At 70.5% G+C, this 15494-nt stretch carries 11 protein-coding genes; 8 read left to right on the top strand and 3 right to left on the bottom strand.

Annotated elements, in window-relative coordinates; genetic code table 11:
* Nucleotides 1-7: 7 nt before the first annotated feature.
* Both IMZ11_RS27460 and IMZ11_RS27455 read left to right on the top strand, forming a co-directional pair.
* A complete protein-coding gene (locus IMZ11_RS27460) occupies nucleotides 8-514 on the top strand; it encodes an adenine phosphoribosyltransferase (RefSeq protein ID WP_061257218.1) in 507 nt (168 codons plus the stop codon).
* A 245-nt stretch (nucleotides 515-759) separates the two neighbouring features.
* A complete protein-coding gene (locus IMZ11_RS27455) occupies nucleotides 760-2946 on the top strand; it encodes a bifunctional (p)ppGpp synthetase/guanosine-3',5'-bis(diphosphate) 3'-pyrophosphohydrolase (RefSeq protein ID WP_228645346.1) in 2187 nt (728 codons plus the stop codon).
* A gap of 145 nt (nucleotides 2947-3091) precedes the next feature.
* Here IMZ11_RS27455 and IMZ11_RS27450 read toward each other — a convergent pair whose 3' ends face one another.
* The gene (locus IMZ11_RS27450; protein ID WP_228645303.1) at nucleotides 3092-4336 is read right to left on the bottom strand and encodes a DUF349 domain-containing protein; all 1245 of its coding nucleotides are present in this window, start codon (nucleotides 4334-4336) and stop codon (nucleotides 3092-3094) included.
* A 45-nt stretch (nucleotides 4337-4381) separates the two neighbouring features.
* Nucleotides 4382-5215, bottom strand: a complete 834-nt coding sequence (locus IMZ11_RS27445; RefSeq protein ID WP_228645302.1) for a peptidylprolyl isomerase — start codon at nucleotides 5213-5215, stop codon at nucleotides 4382-4384.
* Nucleotides 5216-5372: 157 nt separating this feature from the next.
* On the opposite strand from IMZ11_RS27445, the gene IMZ11_RS27440 reads away from it, so the two are divergent.
* From IMZ11_RS27440 to aspS, 3 genes are read left to right on the top strand one after another with little or no spacing between them, the layout of a single operon-like run.
* Nucleotides 5373-6077 (top strand): MBL fold metallo-hydrolase, encoded by a 705-nt coding sequence (locus tag IMZ11_RS27440; protein WP_228645301.1) that lies wholly within the window; start codon nucleotides 5373-5375, stop codon nucleotides 6075-6077.
* Nucleotides 6077-7333, top strand: a complete 1257-nt coding sequence (gene hisS / locus IMZ11_RS27435; RefSeq protein ID WP_061257221.1) for a histidine--tRNA ligase — start codon at nucleotides 6077-6079, stop codon at nucleotides 7331-7333. Before IMZ11_RS27440 ends, hisS begins: the two co-directional genes overlap by 1 nt.
* On the top strand, nucleotides 7330-9090 hold the full coding sequence (gene aspS, locus IMZ11_RS27430; RefSeq protein WP_228645300.1) for an aspartate--tRNA ligase: 1761 nt from the start codon (nucleotides 7330-7332) through the stop codon (nucleotides 9088-9090). The genes hisS and aspS overlap by 4 nt, the downstream gene beginning before the upstream one ends.
* A 120-nt stretch (nucleotides 9091-9210) precedes the next feature.
* Here the strand turns inward: aspS and IMZ11_RS46350 are convergent, their stop codons facing one another.
* On the bottom strand, nucleotides 9211-10074 hold the full coding sequence (locus IMZ11_RS46350) for a peptidylprolyl isomerase (RefSeq protein WP_228645299.1): 864 nt from the start codon (nucleotides 10072-10074) through the stop codon (nucleotides 9211-9213).
* A 209-nt stretch (nucleotides 10075-10283) separates the two neighbouring features.
* Here IMZ11_RS46350 and IMZ11_RS27420 point away from each other — a divergent pair, with 209 nt between their 5' ends.
* The 3 genes from IMZ11_RS27420 to IMZ11_RS27410 all read left to right on the top strand — a co-directional run bounded on the left by IMZ11_RS27420 (nucleotide 10284) and on the right by IMZ11_RS27410 (nucleotide 15437).
* Nucleotides 10284-13466 (top strand): S41 family peptidase, encoded by a 3183-nt coding sequence (locus IMZ11_RS27420; protein ID WP_228645298.1) that lies wholly within the window; start codon nucleotides 10284-10286, stop codon nucleotides 13464-13466.
* Between the two features lie 197 nt (nucleotides 13467-13663).
* Complete coding sequence (locus IMZ11_RS27415; protein ID WP_228645297.1) at nucleotides 13664-14110, top strand: DUF2231 domain-containing protein; 447 nt, start codon at nucleotides 13664-13666, stop codon at nucleotides 14108-14110.
* 31 nt (nucleotides 14111-14141) lie between these two features.
* Nucleotides 14142-15437, top strand: a complete 1296-nt coding sequence (locus IMZ11_RS27410; RefSeq protein ID WP_228645345.1) for a replication-associated recombination protein A — start codon at nucleotides 14142-14144, stop codon at nucleotides 15435-15437.
* Nucleotides 15438-15494 lie beyond the last annotated feature (57 nt).

Genomic DNA, 15494 nt, shown 5'->3' with positions numbered 1-15494 from the left:
GTTGGAAATGACTGAGTGGGTTTCCCTGATCCGGGACGTTCCCGACTACCCGAAGCCGGGAGTCCTGTTCAAGGACATCACCCCGCTGCTGGCCGATCATGGCGCGTTCGTGCAGGTCGTGGATGAGCTGGGAAGCGGCCTGACGTTCGACAAGGTGGTCGGCATCGAGGCGCGCGGCTTCATCCTGGCCGCCCCGGTGGCGTACCGGGCGGGCGCCGGTTTCGTCCCCGTACGCAAGAAGGGCAAACTGCCTGCCCAGACGCTCGCGGCGAACTATGATCTGGAGTACGGCTCCGCGACGGTGGAAGTGCACACTGATGCCTTCGTTCCGGGTGAGCGGGTGCTGATCGTGGACGACGTGCTCGCCACGGGCGGCACAGCGAACGCGACGGTGGAGCTGGTCAGGAGATCGGGCGCCCACGTCGTCGCGGTGTCCGTCCTGATGGAGCTGTCCTTCCTCTCCGGCCGTGACCGGCTGCCTGGTCTGGAGGTCCGTTCCCTGGTGGTCGTCTGATTCGGGCGCATCCAGGCGAAAAGCGGGCAGACGACGCGGATACACTGGGGAGCCTGGACTCGACGTGAGGAGTCTGTGTGCCCCGTGATGTGGTCGTGCCCGACGGCGTGCGGGCCCGGAGCGAATCCCGGCCCGCCGAGGCCGAGGAGACCGTAGCCGCGCGCGACGCATCGGAGGCCGCGGAGGAGAGACCCGCGCCTGCCGTGCGACGCCGGCGGGCGCGGTTCGGGGGGCAGTGGGGTGCTATGAATCCGGTTCTGGAACCGCTCTTCAAGACGGTTCGCGCGACCCATCCCAAGGCGGACCTCCGGCTGATCGAGCGCGCGTACGATGTCGCCGCGCATCACCACCGCGACCAGAAGCGCAAGAGCGGCGATCCCTACATCACGCACCCGCTGGCCGTGGCGACGATCCTGGCCGAGCTCGGCACGGATGACGAGACGCTCTGCGCCGCGCTCCTGCACGACACCGTGGAGGACACCGCCTACAGCCTCGAGGAGCTGCGCGCCGACTTCGGCGAGAGCATCGCCCTGCTCGTCGACGGCGTCACCAAGCTGGACAAGGTCAAGTTCGGCGACGCGGCGCAGGCGGAGACCGTCAGGAAGATGGTCGTCGCCATGGCGCGCGACATCCGGGTGCTGGTCATCAAGCTCGCCGACCGGCTGCACAACATGCGCACGATGCGCTACCTGCCCGAGCACAAGCGGCAGCAGAAGTCCCGCGAGACGCTGGAGATCTTCGCGCCGCTGGCCCACCGGCTCGGCATGAACACCATCAAGTGGGAGCTAGAGGACCTCGCGTTCGCCATGCTCTATCCGAAGCGGTACGACGAGATCGCCCGGATGGTGTCCGAGCGCGCGCCGCGCCGGGACCTGTTCCTGCAGGACGTGATCGAGAAGGTCTCCGGCGACCTGCGCGAGGCCAAGATCCGGGCGACGGTGAAGGGCCGCCCGAAGCACTACTACTCGATCTACCAGAAGATGATCGCCAAGGACGTCGCGTTCGAGGACATCTACGACCTGATGGGCATCCGCGTACTGGTGGACACCGTGCGCGACTGCTACGCGGCCCTCGGAACGATCCACGCCCAGTGGAGGCCGGTGCCCGGGCGGTTCAAGGACTACATCGCGATGCCCAAGTTCAACATGTACCAGTCGTTGCACACGACGGTCATGGGGCCAGAGGGCAAGACGATCGAGCTGCAGATCCGCACCCGCGCCATGCACCACCGGGCGGAGTACGGCGTGGCCGCCCACTGGAAGTACAAGGAGGAGATGAACGGCGCCCCCGGCCCCGCGGCCAAGGGGAAGCAGGTCAACGACATGGCCTGGCTGCGCCAGCTCCTCGACTGGCAGAAGGAGACCTCCGACCCGGGCGAGTTCCTGGAGTCGCTGCGCTTCGACCTGTCGGTCTCGGAGGTGTTCGTCTTCACGCCGCGCGGCCAGGTGATCGCGCTGCCCGAGGGTGCCACACCCGTCGACTTCGCGTACGCCGTGCACACCGAGGTGGGGCACCGCTGCATCGGGGCCAGGGTCAACGGCCGCCTGGTGCCGCTGGAGTCCCGGCTGGGCAACGGCGACACGGTGGAGATCTTCACCTCCAAGTCCCCGGACGCCGGACCGTCCCGCGACTGGCTGAAGTTCGTCAAGAGCGGCCGGGCCCGCAACAAGATCCGCCAGTGGTTCTCCAAGGAGCGCAGGGAGACCGCGATCGAGGCCGGCAAGGAGGCCATCGGGCGGGCGATGCGCAAGCAGGGGCTGCCGCTCCAGCGCCTGATGTCGGGGGAGGCGCTCCTCGCGCTCGCCCGCGACCTCAGGTACCCCGACGTGTCCGCGCTCTACGCGGCGGTGGGCGAGGGCCACTCCGGTGCCCAGGCGGTCGTCCAGAAGCTCGTGCAATCCCTCGGAGGCGTCGAGGGGGCAGAGGAGGACATCGCCGAGGCGGCGGTCCCCACGAAGCTCAGAGGACGCCCCAGGGGAGGTTCCAACGCCGGTGTCAACGTCGCCGGCGACCCGGACGTGTGGGTACGGCTGTCGCGGTGCTGTACGCCGGTTCCCGGTGACGACATCGTGGGCTTCGTCACGCGCGGGCACGGGGTCTCGGTCCACCGGAACAACTGCCCGAACGTGGAGCAGCTCAACGAGCAGCCCGACCGGCTCGTGCAGGTGTCGTGGGCGCCGGGAGACGACTCGGTCTTCCTCGTCGCGATCCAGGTCGAGGCACTGGACCGGCCCCGGCTCCTGTCGGACGTCACCCGGACCCTGTCCGACCAGCATGTGAACATCCTGTCCGCCACGGTGGCCACCAGCAGGGACCGCGTCGCGGTGAGCAAGTTCACCTTCGAGATGGGCGATCCCAAGCATCTCGGCCACGTGCTCAAGGCGGTGCGCAACATCCAGGGCGTCTACGACGTCTACCGCGTGACGAACTGACCGGCCGCACCTCGAACCACCCGAACCACCCGGACCACCCGAACCACTCGAACCACTCGAACCACTCGAATGAGCGCACTGGCTCGTTCACACGTCGACCCCCGTCGCGAACGCGCGGCGGGGGTCGACGTGTGAACGAGCCGGATCAGGAGAACTCGGCGAGCGTGCGCTCGGCCTCCTCAAGCCACGAACGCCGGGCGGTCAGGGCCTCCTCGGTCTCCTTGACGTCCTTGTCCCTGCCCGCGGCCTGCGCCTTGGACAGCCGGGTCTCGAGCTGCTCGATGGACTTGCGGAGCTGGTTGACCGTGTCCTGCGCGCGGGCCCTGGCCTCGGGGTTCGAGCGACGCCACTCGTTCTCCTCGGCCTTGCGGACCGCGTCGTCGATCTTGCGCAGGCCGCCTTCGAGCCGGTCGCGCTGCTCGCGCGGCACCGGGCCGGCCGCCTCCCAGCGCTCCAGGATGCCGCGCAGGACGCCGCGGGCGCTCCTGGCGTCCGTGACGGGCAGCAGCTTGCCCGCCTCGGCGAGCAGCGCCTCCTTCGCCTCGGCGTTGGCCGCGAACGAGGCGTCCCGCTCGGCGAAGACGGCCGACCTGGCGTGGAAGAACTGGTCCTGGGCGCCCTTGAACCTGCCCCAGAGCTCGTCCTCCACCTCGCGCGAGGCGCGGCCGGCGTTCTTCCACTGGCGCATCAGCTCGCGGTAGGCGGCGGCCGTCGCGTTCCAGTCGGTCGAGGCCGCCAGGGCCTCCGCCTCGGCCACGATGCGCTCCTTGGCGCCGCGCACCGCGTCACGCTGCTCGTCGAGCGAGGAGAAGTACGCCTTGCGCCGCTTGGCGAACGCCGTACGGGCGGCGGACAGGCGCTTCCACAGGCCCGCCTCGGTGGCGCGGTCGATCCGCTCGGCGGCCTTCCACTCGTCCACGAGCTGCCGCAGGCGCTCGCCACCGGACTTCCAGTGGGTGGCGTCCTCGGCGATCCGCTCCGCCTCGGCGACGATCCGCTCCTTGACCTCGCGGGCCTGGACCCGTGCCTGGTCGCGCGCGGCCTTCACCTCTTCCCGGCGCTTGCCGACGAGGTCGCTGAGCGCGCCGAGGCGGTCCTGGAGCGCGCCCAGGTCGCCGATCGCATGCGCCTCGGCGACCGCCTCGCGGAGCTTCAGGATGTTCGCCTCCGCCTGCGCGGGCGGCAGGTCGGTGCCCTTCACCCGCTGTTCGAGGAGCTGGACCTGCCCGGCCAGCTCCTCGTACTTGCGGTGGTAGTAGGCGAGAGCCTCTTCCGGCTCACCGGCCTGCCAGGACCCGACGGCTCGTTCGCCCTCGGCCGTACGCACGTAGACGGTGCCGTCGTCGTCTACCCGGCCCCACGGGTCGGTGGTCACGGTGTCCTCCCGCACTCGAATCAGCCTCCAGGGCTTCACTGTGCCCTTGGTTGTATTACGTCAGCTCTTGCTGTTTATTGTCACGTCTTTGATTTCGACGGGCTGCTTGGGTGCGCCCGTTCCGTCGTTCTGGGCTCCAGCGATGATCCCGCGCTTGGCCACTTTGTCCAGGATTTCCAGCCCCTTCGTCACCGTACCGAAAGGTGTGTAGTCGGCGCTCAGGCCGGTCTCCCCGTACACGATGAAGAACTGGCTGCCGTTCGTGGCGGGGCCGCTGTTGGCCATGGCGAGCACGCCGCGGTTGTACTTGGCGCCCGCGAGGTTCTCGTCGACGAACCGGTAGCCGGGGCCGCCCTGGCCGTCGGTCGCGTTCTTGCCGTCCGCCTTCGCGAGCGGGTCGCCGCACTGCAGGATGGGGAACGTGGTGCCCAGCCGATGGCATCTCGTGTTGTCGAAGTAGTCCTTCGACGCGAGGTACTTGAACGAGTTGACCGTGCAGGGCGCGTTGACGGAGTCGAGCGTGGCGACGATGTCGCCGTAGTTCGTCTTGATCGTCATGGTCGCCGGCGCGGTGCTGATCTTCTCCGGCGGCGTGCCGACGTTCTTGACCTGCTCTCCTGGGGCGGACGCGACGTAGGTGCACGTCCCCGTCGACGGGTCGTACGCCTTGGGCTCCGCCGCCGCCGTGGTCGGCTTGGCCGTCGCGGTGGCGTCGTCACCGCCGCCCATCAGCGCGACCGCGCCCACGGCCGCGCCGATCACGACCACGACGGCGGTGCTCGTCCCGATGAGCGCGGTGCGCCGAGACTTGCGCTGCCGCTCAAGTCTCGCCTGCGCCTGCCGCTGGTAATGCTCACGGGCCAGCTGCTTCTGGCGGTCCTTGCCGGTGCCCACTTCGTCCTCCCGACTGTCCAAGAATGACTATTGAGGTGGGCGAATCGTATCGGCACACGGGTATTGGTTCGCAGCCCGCCGACCCGCACCGGTACCCTTCGGTTACATTCGCTCGCGCATTCCTTGATACATCTTCTGAGACGAAGAGGCCGATTCCGTGCTCGTCGCCGGGTTTCCCGCAGGGTCCTTCCAGACCAACTGCTACGTCGTCGCTCCCGCCGCAGGCGAGGAGTGCGTCGTCATCGACCCAGGTCAGGACGCTGTCGAGGGTCTCGACGAGGTTCTGCGCGAGCACCGGCTGAAGCCGGTCGCGGTGCTGCTCACCCATGGCCACATGGACCACATGTGGTCGGTCGTGCCCGTCTGCGGAGCGCGTGACGTCCCCGCGTGGATCCACCCCGAGGACCGCGAACTGCTGTCGGATCCGGCCAAGGGGTTGTCCCTGCAGACCAGGCAGATGCTGTTCGGCGGCCTGGAGTTCACCGAGCCCGACGACGTCAGGGAGCTGTCGGACGGCGCGACGCTGAAACTCGCTGGTTTGGAGATCACGGTCGACCACGCGCCCGGCCATACCAGGGGGTCGGTGACGTTCCGGGTACCTGAGATCATGTTCTCGGGAGACCTGCTGTTCGCCGGCTCCATCGGCCGTACCGACCTTCCGGGCGGTGACTACGCGACGATCCTGCGCAGCCTGGCCACGGTGTGCCTGCCGCTGCCGGACGAGACGACGGTCCTGCCCGGTCACGGACCGCAGACGACCATTGGCCGCGAGCGCGCGACCAACCCTTATCTCAGGGGCCTGCACGAGGAGCAGGCTTCGGGCGGGGACGCGCCGCACGCCGGCCCGACCAGGGGACTGTAATGAGCTTTCAAGCGCCGAAGGGCACCTTCGACTGGATGCCGCCGCGCTCCGAGTGGGCCCTCGCCGTACGCGACGCGCTGTCCGCGCCGGCCCGCCGGGCGGGCTACGGCTACATCGAGACGCCCGCCTTCGAGGACACCCGGCTGTTCTCCCGCGGTGTCGGCGAGTCGACCGACATCGTGACCAAGGAGATGTACACGTTCGAGGACAAGGGCGGGCGGTCCATCACGCTCCGTCCCGAGGGCACCGCGTCCGTGGTGCGCGCGGTGATCGAGCACGGCCTGCCGGGCGGCCCGCTGCCCGTCAAGCTGTGGTACTCCGGCAGCTACTACCGCTACGAGCGCGCCCAGAAGGGCCGGTACCGCCACTTCTCCCAGGTGGGCGCCGAGGCGCTGGGCGGTGAGGACCCGGCGCTCGACGCCGAGCTGATCGTGCTCGCGGTGGACGGCTACGCCGGGCTGGGCCTGCGGAACGTGCGGCTGCTGCTGAACTCGCTGGGCTGCCGCGAGTGCCGTCCCGCGTACCGCGCCGCGCTGCAGGAGTTCCTGCGGGGGCTCGACCTGGACGAGCCGACCCGCCAGCGCATCGAGATCAACCCGCTGCGGGTGCTCGACGACAAGCGTCCCGACGTCCAGTCCCAGCTCGCGGACGCGCCGCTGGTGACCGACCACCTGTGCGGGGCCTGCAAGGCCTACCACGAGGAGGTCCGCGGCCTGCTGTCCGACGTGGGCGTCTCCTACACCGACGACCCCCGGTTGGTCCGCGGCCTCGACTACTACACCAGGACGACCTTCGAGTTCGTGCACGACGGCCTCGGCGCCCAGTCGGCCGTCGGCGGAGGGGGCCGCTACGACGGGCTGAGCGAGATGATCGGCGGACCCCCGCTGCCCAGCGTGGGCTGGGCCCTCGGGGTGGACCGCACGGTCCTCGCGATGGAGGCGGAGGGCCTGCTCACCGAGCGGCCGGGCACGATGGACGTCTTCGCCGTACCGCTCGGCGAGGAGGCGCGGCGCCGGGTGTTCACGCTCGTGGCCGAGCTGCGCCGGGCCGGCCTGTCCGTCGACATGGCCTTCGGGGGGCGCGGCGTCAAGGGCGCGATGAAGGCCGCCGACCGCAGCGGCGCCCGGTACGCCCTGATCCTCGGCGACCGAGATCTCGAGGCGGGAGCCGCACAGCTCAAGGACCTGACCACAGCCGAGCAGACCGCGGTGCCGATCGCCGAGGTCGTCGACATCCTGAAGGGGAAATTCTCGTGATCCGCAGTCACGAAGCAGGGACGCTTCGTAGGGAGCATGCAGGCCAGCGGGTGACGCTGGCGGGCTGGGTGGCCCGACGCCGGGACCACGGCGGTGTCGTCTTCATCGATCTGCGGGATGCCTCCGGCTCCGCCCAGGTGGTCTTCCGCGAGGAGGACCACGCCCACGACCTGCGCTCGGAGTACTGCGTCAAGGTGACGGGCGAGGTCCGGGTGCGCCCCGAGGGCAACGAGAACCCCGACCTGCCGACCGGCGCCGTCGAGGTCGTCGCCTCCGAGGTCGAGGTGCTGAGCGAGGCCGCGCCGCTGCCGTTCCCGATCGAGGGCAGCACCGGGGTGTCCGAGGAGGCGCGGCTGAAGTACCGCTACCTCGACATCCGCCGGGCGCAGATCGCGAACGCCCTGAAGATCCGCTCGCAGGCGACGTACCTGGCGAACGAGGTCATGAAGGAGCGCGGGTTCGTCTACGTCGAGACGCCGAACCTCACCCGCTCCACCCCCGAGGGGGCCCGTGACTTCCTGGTGCCGGTACGGCTCCAGCCGGGCAACTGGTACGCCCTTCCGCAGTCTCCGCAGCTGTTCAAGCAGCTGCTCATGGTCTCCGGCCTGGAGCGCTACTACCAGCTCGCGCGCTGCTTCCGCGACGAGGACCTGCGCGCCGACCGGCAGCCGGAGTTCACCCAGATCGACATCGAGATGTCGTTCGTCGACCAGGACGACGTCATCGAGCTCGGCGAGGCCCTGATCGGCCGCATCTGGAAGGAGACGATCGGCTACGACCTGCCCACGCCGCTGCCCCGGATCACCTACGCCGACGCGATGGCGCGGTACGGCTCGGACAAGCCCGACCTGCGTTTCGGGGTCGAGCTGGTCGATCTGACCGAATACTTCGCGGAGACCACGTTCAGGGTGTTCCAGGCGCCGTACGTCGGTGCCGTGGTGATGCCGGGCGGCGCCGGGCAGACCCGCAAGGAGCTGGACGCCTGGCAGGAGTGGGCCAAGTCCCGCGGCGCCCGCGGCCTCGCGTACGTGCTGGTCCAGGAGGACGGCTTCGGCGGTCCTGTCGCCAAGAACCTGTCCGAAACGGAGATCGCCGGCCTGGCCAAGGCCACGGGTGCGCAGCCCGGCGACGCGGTCTTCTTCGCCGCCGGTCTGCCCGGCCCCTCGCGGGAGCTGCTCGGTGCGGCCCGGCTGGAGATCGGCCGCCGCTGCGACCTGATCGACGAGTCCCAGTGGTCGTTCCTGTGGGTCGTCGACGCCCCGATGTTCGAGCCCGTCGTCGACGAGGTCGGCCGCGAGACCGGCTGGACCGCGGTGCACCACCCGTTCACCGGTCCGAAGCCCGAGTGGGCCGACAACTTCCAGGACAACCCCGGCGAGGCCCTGGCGTACGCGTACGACATGGTCTGCAACGGCATGGAGATCGGCGGCGGCTCGATCCGTATCCACCGTGCCGAGATGCAGCAGCGGGTCTTCGACGTGCTGGGCATCTCCAAGGAGGAGGCGGAGAGCAAGTTCGGCTTCCTGCTGGAGGCGTTCAAGTACGGCCCGCCGCCGCACGGGGGCATCGCCTACGGCTGGGACCGCGTCTGCATGCTGCTCAGCGGCGGCGAGTCGATCCGTGACGTGATCGCGTTCCCGAAGACCGCCTCCGGGTTCGACCCGCTGACCGGCGCGCCCACGCCGATCACGACCGACCAGCGCAAGGAGGCCGGTGTGGACGCCAAGCCCAAGAGCGAGGCGGCCCCGCAGGCCTGACACGGCCGGAGACGCCCCTCGGCGCGCTCCGGACGCGGTCTCCCATACGAGAACGGCCCCTGGTGCCCGGCGGCGAATCGCCGGGCACCAGGGGCCGTTTCCCGTCCCGCGGGCGCGGGGTCAGGAGATCCTGACGGTCTTGATCACAACCTTGGTCTTGGGCGCGTTCGAGCCGCCGTCGTCGCTGGTGATGTCGACGCCGTCCTTGGCGGTGTTGACCCCACCCTTGGCGATCTTGTCGACGACCTCCATGCCCTGGCGGACGATGCCGAACGGCGTGTACGCCTGCGGAAGCTGGGCGTTCTCGTCGGTGTAGGAGATGACGAACTGGCTGCCGTTGGAGTTGGCGGCGTCGCCCGCCTGGGCCATGAACACCACGCCGCGGGCGTACTGCGGCCCGAGGTTCTCGTCGGGGAACAGGTAGCCGGGGCCGCCGGTGCCGTCGGTCGGGTTCTCGCCGTCGCCCTTGGCCTGGGGGTCGCCGCACTGCAGCAGGCCGAGGCCGTTGGTCTCGATCGTGGTGAGGCGGTGGCAGACCGTGTTGTCGAAGTACTTCTTGCTCGCCAGGAACGCGAACGAGTTCACCGTGCAGGGCGTGTCGCCGGGGGCGATGTCGAGGACGATCTTGCCGAGGTTGGTGTAAATCGTCATCGCCTTGGCGTTGATCACCGCCTTGCTGAGCCGCTTCGGCGGCATCCCGACGAACTTCGCCGGGCTGCCGGTGTCGTCCTTGCGGTACTCGCAGGTGACCTTGCGCAGGTCCGTGGGCTTGACACTGGGCGTCGCACTCGGGAGATCCGACGGGACGGCCGAGGGAGCCTCGGAAGGCGAGGCCGAAGGGGGCGCCTCGGCAATGTCCTTGGACTCGCTGCACGCCGCGAGCCCGCCCACGAGTGCGAGCACACCGAGGCCGACGCCGAAGGTGGTGCGCCTGGCCTTGCCCTTGCGCCAAGCCGGGTGCTGCTGCCGGTCCGTGTCGGTCACCGTTATGCCTTCCCTTTTACCTGTTTTGACCACTGCGATGCGTCACTTTATCGGCGATCCTGTCGGGTTCGCGTAAGCAGGAGACTCACAGGTATCTCAAGTAGCAGAAATCACGATCTTGCGGTAAAGAGCCATCCCGTTACGATTACGTGGTGACAAGTGGGCCTTACCTCCGATTTCCCCACGTTCACCGGCAATCCCTGACCTTCGTGGCGGACGACGATGTCTGGATCGCTCCACTCGACGGCGGGAGGGCCTGGCGGCTGACGGTCGACCGGGCCAGGGTGAGCCACCCGAGGTTCTCTCCCGACGGCGCGAGGGTCGCCTGGACGAGCCGGCGCGACGGCGATCCGGAGATCCACGTGGTCCCGATCGGAGGCGGGCCGGTCACGCGGCTCACCTACTGGGGGGACTACCGCACGGAGTCGCGGGGCTGGCTGGACGACCACACCGTCGCCGTCGTCAGCGGGCAGGGCCAGCCCTTCGGTTTCTGGACCTGGGCGTACGCGGTCCCTGACGACGGCGGTCCGGCGACGCGGCAGCCGTACGGGCCGGTCGAGGACCTGCACGTGTCGGAGGGGGACGCACTGCTGCTCACCGGGGCGGCGGGACACGACCCGGCGCACTGGAAGCGCTACAGGGGAGGCGGCACCGGCAGGCTCTGGTTCAACGGGCGGCGCCTGCTCGACGGCCATGAGGGCCAGATCGCCGCACCGATGATCGTCGAGGGCCGGATCGCCTTCCTCTCCGACCACGAGGGGGTCGGCAACGTCTACTCCTGCGCCCCGGACGGCTCCGACCTCGTACGGCACACCTGGCACGAGGACTTCTACGCCCGCCAGGCGAGCACCGACGGGCGGCGGATCGTGTATAGCCGGGCCGGGGAGCTGTGGCTCCTCCCCGGCCTCGACGCCCGCCCGGAGCGCCTCGATGTGACGCTGGGCGGCGCGGGAGCGGGCCGGCGGCCGTATGCGGCGCAGCCGTCCGTGGAGCACCTGTCGTGCGACGCCACCGGCCGGGCCAGCGCCGTGGAGGTGGCGGGCACGGTGCTGTGGCTGACGCACGAGGACGGGCCGGCGCGAAGCCTGACCGCACGTCCGGGAGTCCGGGCCAGGCTCCCCATCGTGCTCGGCGCCGTACGGGGCCAGGAGGGGGAGGAGGCACCGCGGCGCGGCAACGGGCCGGTCGCATGGGTGAGCGACGCCGGCGGCGAGGACGGGATCGAACTCGTGGAACCCGGCGGCACGGTCAGGAGCATCGCCGGCGGCCGGCTCGGGCGCGTACTGGAGATCACAGGAGCGCCGGACGGAGCCACGATCGCGGTGACCACCCACGACGGCGGGCTCCTGCTCGTGGACGTGGCGAGCGGCGAGGTGACGGAGCTGGCGCGGTCGGCGTGCGGCCCGCTCAGCGGGGCGAGGTTCTCACCCGACTCCGCCTGGCTGGCCTGGTCGCATCCCGAGGTGGGCCTGCTGCGCGCGATCCGGATGGCCCGGGTGCCCAGGCCGTCCGCGTCCGTCGCGAAAGACGCGGCGAGGACGGATGGCGCGGCCAGGACGGACAGCGCGGAGGGCACTGACCGTGCGGACGGCACGGACGCGGTTCCGGTGATCGTCGAGGTCACCGACGGCCGGTTCAGCGACACCGAGCCGGTGTTCACACCCGACGGGAGATATCTGGCCTTCCTGTCCATGCGGGGCTTCGACCCGATCTTCGACGTGCACAGCTTCGACCTGGCCTTCCCCGTCGGCTCCCGGCCCTTCCTGCTGCCGCTCGCCCGCAGCACGCACTCGCCGTTCGCGCCCTCCGTGGACGGGCGCCCGGCCGAGCCGGAGGAGGGCGGCCGCGCGGACATCGTCGTGGACACCGAGGGGATGGCGAGCCGGGTGGTCGCCCTGCCGGTCCCCGAGGCCCACTACTCGAGCCTCCAGGCCGTCAAGGACGGTCTGGCCTGGCTGCGCCACCCGCTCCGAGGCTCCCTGGGCACCGGGCAGGACGCGACGCGGCCACGGACGGTCCTCGAACGGTTCGACCTCGGGAAGCGCGCGTGCGAGGAGGTCGCGAACGCCGACGCCTTCTCGGTCAGCGGCGACGGCGGGCGCGTCGCGTACATCGACGGCCACGCCATGAAGGTCACCGGCGGGGCCGAAGACCCGGCCGAGGTGGACCTGCGCAGGATCAGGGTCGAGGTCGATCCGCGGAGCCGCTGGCGGCAGGCGTACGCGGAGGCCGGGCGGCTGGTGCGCGACCACTTCTGGGTGGCGGACCTCGCGGGCGTCGACTGGCCGGCCGTGCTCGCCGCGTACCGCCCCTGGCTGGACCGGATCTCCGGCGCCGACGAGTTCGCCGACGTGCTCGGCGAGGCCCTGGGCGAGCTGGCGTCCTCGCACGCGTACGTGCGGCCGGGGCCGTCCGGCGGGTCCTTCAGGCCCGTCGGGATGCTGGGCGCCGATCTCGCCCCTGACACCGACGGCCTCTGGCGGGTCCGCAGGATCCTGCCCGCGGAGTCCTCCGACCCGCAGGCCCGGTCCCCGCTCGCCGGTTCCGGCGTACGGCCCGGCGACGCGGTCCTCGCGGTGGACGGCCGCCCGGTCGACCCGCGTACGGGCCCGGCCCCTCTGCTGGTGGACACGGCGGGCCGGCCGGTCGAGCTCACGGTCGAGTCGGGCGCCAGGGTGTTCCGGGTGGCGGTGGTCCCGCTGTGGGACGACCGCACGCTGCGCTACCACGCCTGGGTGGCGGAGCGCAGGGAGCGGGTGCGGCGGCTGAGCGGGGGCAGGGCGGGCTATCTGCACGTCCCCGACATGGACGCGTCCGGCTGGGCGCAACTCCACCGGGACCTCGGCCGCGAGCTGGTGCGGGACGTCCTCGTCGTCGATCTCAGGGGAAACCGCGGGGGGTTCACCTCCCAGCTCGTGCTGGAGAAGCTGTCGCGGCGGATCGTCGGCTGGGAGATGAGCCGCCACCTGCGGCCGCAGAGCTATCCGATGGACGCGCCTCGGGGTCCGGTGGTCGTGGTGTGCGACGAGGCGACGTGCTCCGACGGGGACATCATCACTGGAGCCGCGCAGACCCTCGGCCTCGGGCCGGTGGTGGGGACCAGGACGTGGGGCGGGGTGATCGGCTACGACGGATGGCACCGCCTGGGCGACGGCACCTCCTTCACCGTCCCCGGATACGCGAACTGGATCCGCGGGTACGGCTGGGAGCTGGAGAACCGGGGGGCCACGCCCGACGTGGAGGTGCTGAACACACCCGCGGACTGGGCCGCCGGCGCCGACCCGCAGCTCGACACGGCGGTGCGGCTGGCGCTGGAGAAGCTCGCGGACGCGCCCGCGGCCGCGCCGCCCGACCCCGCGACCCGTCCGAGGAGGGGCAGGACCGTCACCTGACCGGGCCACGGGTCGCTCGCACGCGGGCGACCGGTGGTGACGTGGGAAGGCCGATCTGTGAGGGTGGGAATCCCCTCCCTCCAGGGAGGGGAGAAATTCAGATTGTTCTCAGATCTCTTTGAGAACCTCGCCGTGATCGCATCCGTATCAGGGTGAGGAACAACCCTGCCACGATCACGAAGCCAGGAGTGACGCCCATGTTCGACGAGATCCTCGGCCTGCCCGTCCACCCCCTGCTCGTCCACGCGGCGGTCGTGCTGACACCGCTGCTGGCCCTCCTGTCGGTCGCCCACGCCGCGCTGCCGAGGTTCCGCGGGAAGTTCGACTGGATGCTCGTCCTGACGGCGGTCGGCGCTCCCGTCGCCGTCTTCGTGGCGAAGGAGAGCGGCGAGGCGTTCGAGAGGAATCTCTTCGAGGGGCGGACGTCGCCCGCCGTCGCCGCGCACGAGAGCTTCGCCAACCCCCTGCTGATCAGTACGGCCGCACTGGGCGTCGTCGCCCTGCTGCTCGTCTTCGGCGCCAGGAAGTGGCCGAAGGCCGCCGGCACGGTGCTGTCCGCCGCTTCCGTGGTCCTCGCGGTCGTCGCCGGTTACTACGTCGTACGCGCCGGGCACAGCGGGGCGACGGCGGTCTGGGGCGGCTAGAGTCGAGGTTGTGGACAGTCTGTTCGATTCGATGGCCGAGGAGGCCCACAGAGGCCAGGAACCGCTGGCCGTCCGGATGCGACCACGCGGTCTGGACGAGGTGATCGGACAGCGCCACCTGCTCGGCCAGGGCACACCGTTGCGCCGCCTGGTCGAGAGCGAGGCCCCCATGTCCCTGTTCCTGTGGGGGCCGCCGGGCACCGGAAAGACCACACTCGCCTATGTCGTGGCGGGCGCCACCAAGCGCCGGTTCGTGGAGATCTCCGCCGTCTCCGCCGGCGTCAAGGACGTACGCGCCGCGATCGACCAGGCCCGCCGCGAGCTCGGCATGAGCGGCCGGCAGACCGTCCTCTTCGTCGACGAGGTGCACCGCTTCAACAAGGCCCAGCAGGACGCGCTGCTCCCGGCGGTCGAGAACCGCTGGGTCACCTTCATCGGCGCCACCACGGAGAACCCGTTCTTCTCGGTCATCTCGCCGCTGCTGTCCCGGTCGCTGCTCCTCACCCTGGAGTCGCTGACCGAAGACGACGTGCGGGCCGTCCTGGAGCGGGCGGTCGGCGACCCGCGCGGCCTCGGCGGGCGCGCCACACTGCACCCCGACGCCCTCGACCAGCTCGTACGGCTCGCCGGGGGCGACGCCCGCCGGTCCCTGACCTACCTCGAGGCGGCGGCGCTGCTGTCCGACGAGATCACCGTCGAGGTCGTGGAGCGGGCGGTCGACAAGGCGGCGGTCCGCTACGACCGGCAGGGCGACCAGCACTACGACGTGATCAGCGCGTTCATCAAGAGCATGCGCGGTTCGGACGCCGACGCCGCCCTGCACTACCTGGCCCGCATGGTCGAGGCGGGGGAGGACCCCCGGTTCATCGCCCGCCGGATTGTGATCTTCGCCTCAGAGGACGTCGGCATGGCCGATCCCACCTGCCTCCAGGTCGCCGTGGCGGCCGCGCAGGCGGTGGAGTTCATCGGGCTTCCCGAGGGCCGCATCAACCTTGCCCAGGCGGTGATCCACTGCGCGCTGGCGCCCAAGTCCAACGCGGTCGTCTCGGCCATCGGCGCCGCCGCCGACGACGTACGGCGCGGCCTGATCGGGCAGATCCCGTCCCACCTGCGCGACGCCCACTATCCCGGCGCGAGCAAGCTGGGCCACGGCAAGGGCTACCAGTACCCCCACGACTTCGAGCACGGCCTGGTCCGGCAGGACTACGCGCCCAAGGAGCTCAGGGACCGGCGCTACTACCAGCCCACCAAGCACGGCGCGGAGGTGCGGTTCGCCGAGCGCTGGGCGCGGATCCGCGACTTCCTCAGGGGCGACGGCCGTACGTGACGGCCGTACCCGAAGGTCGCGCCTGACGGACGCCCGGCGGCCGGGCGGGGGCCGGGC

The sequence above is a fragment of the Microtetraspora sp. AC03309 genome (assembly GCF_020826795.1).
GTDB lineage: Bacteria > Actinomycetota > Actinomycetes > Streptosporangiales > Streptosporangiaceae > Microtetraspora > Microtetraspora glauca.
The sequence above is the reverse complement of the archived record's forward strand: the minus strand, read 5'-3'. Positions and strand labels throughout refer to the sequence as shown.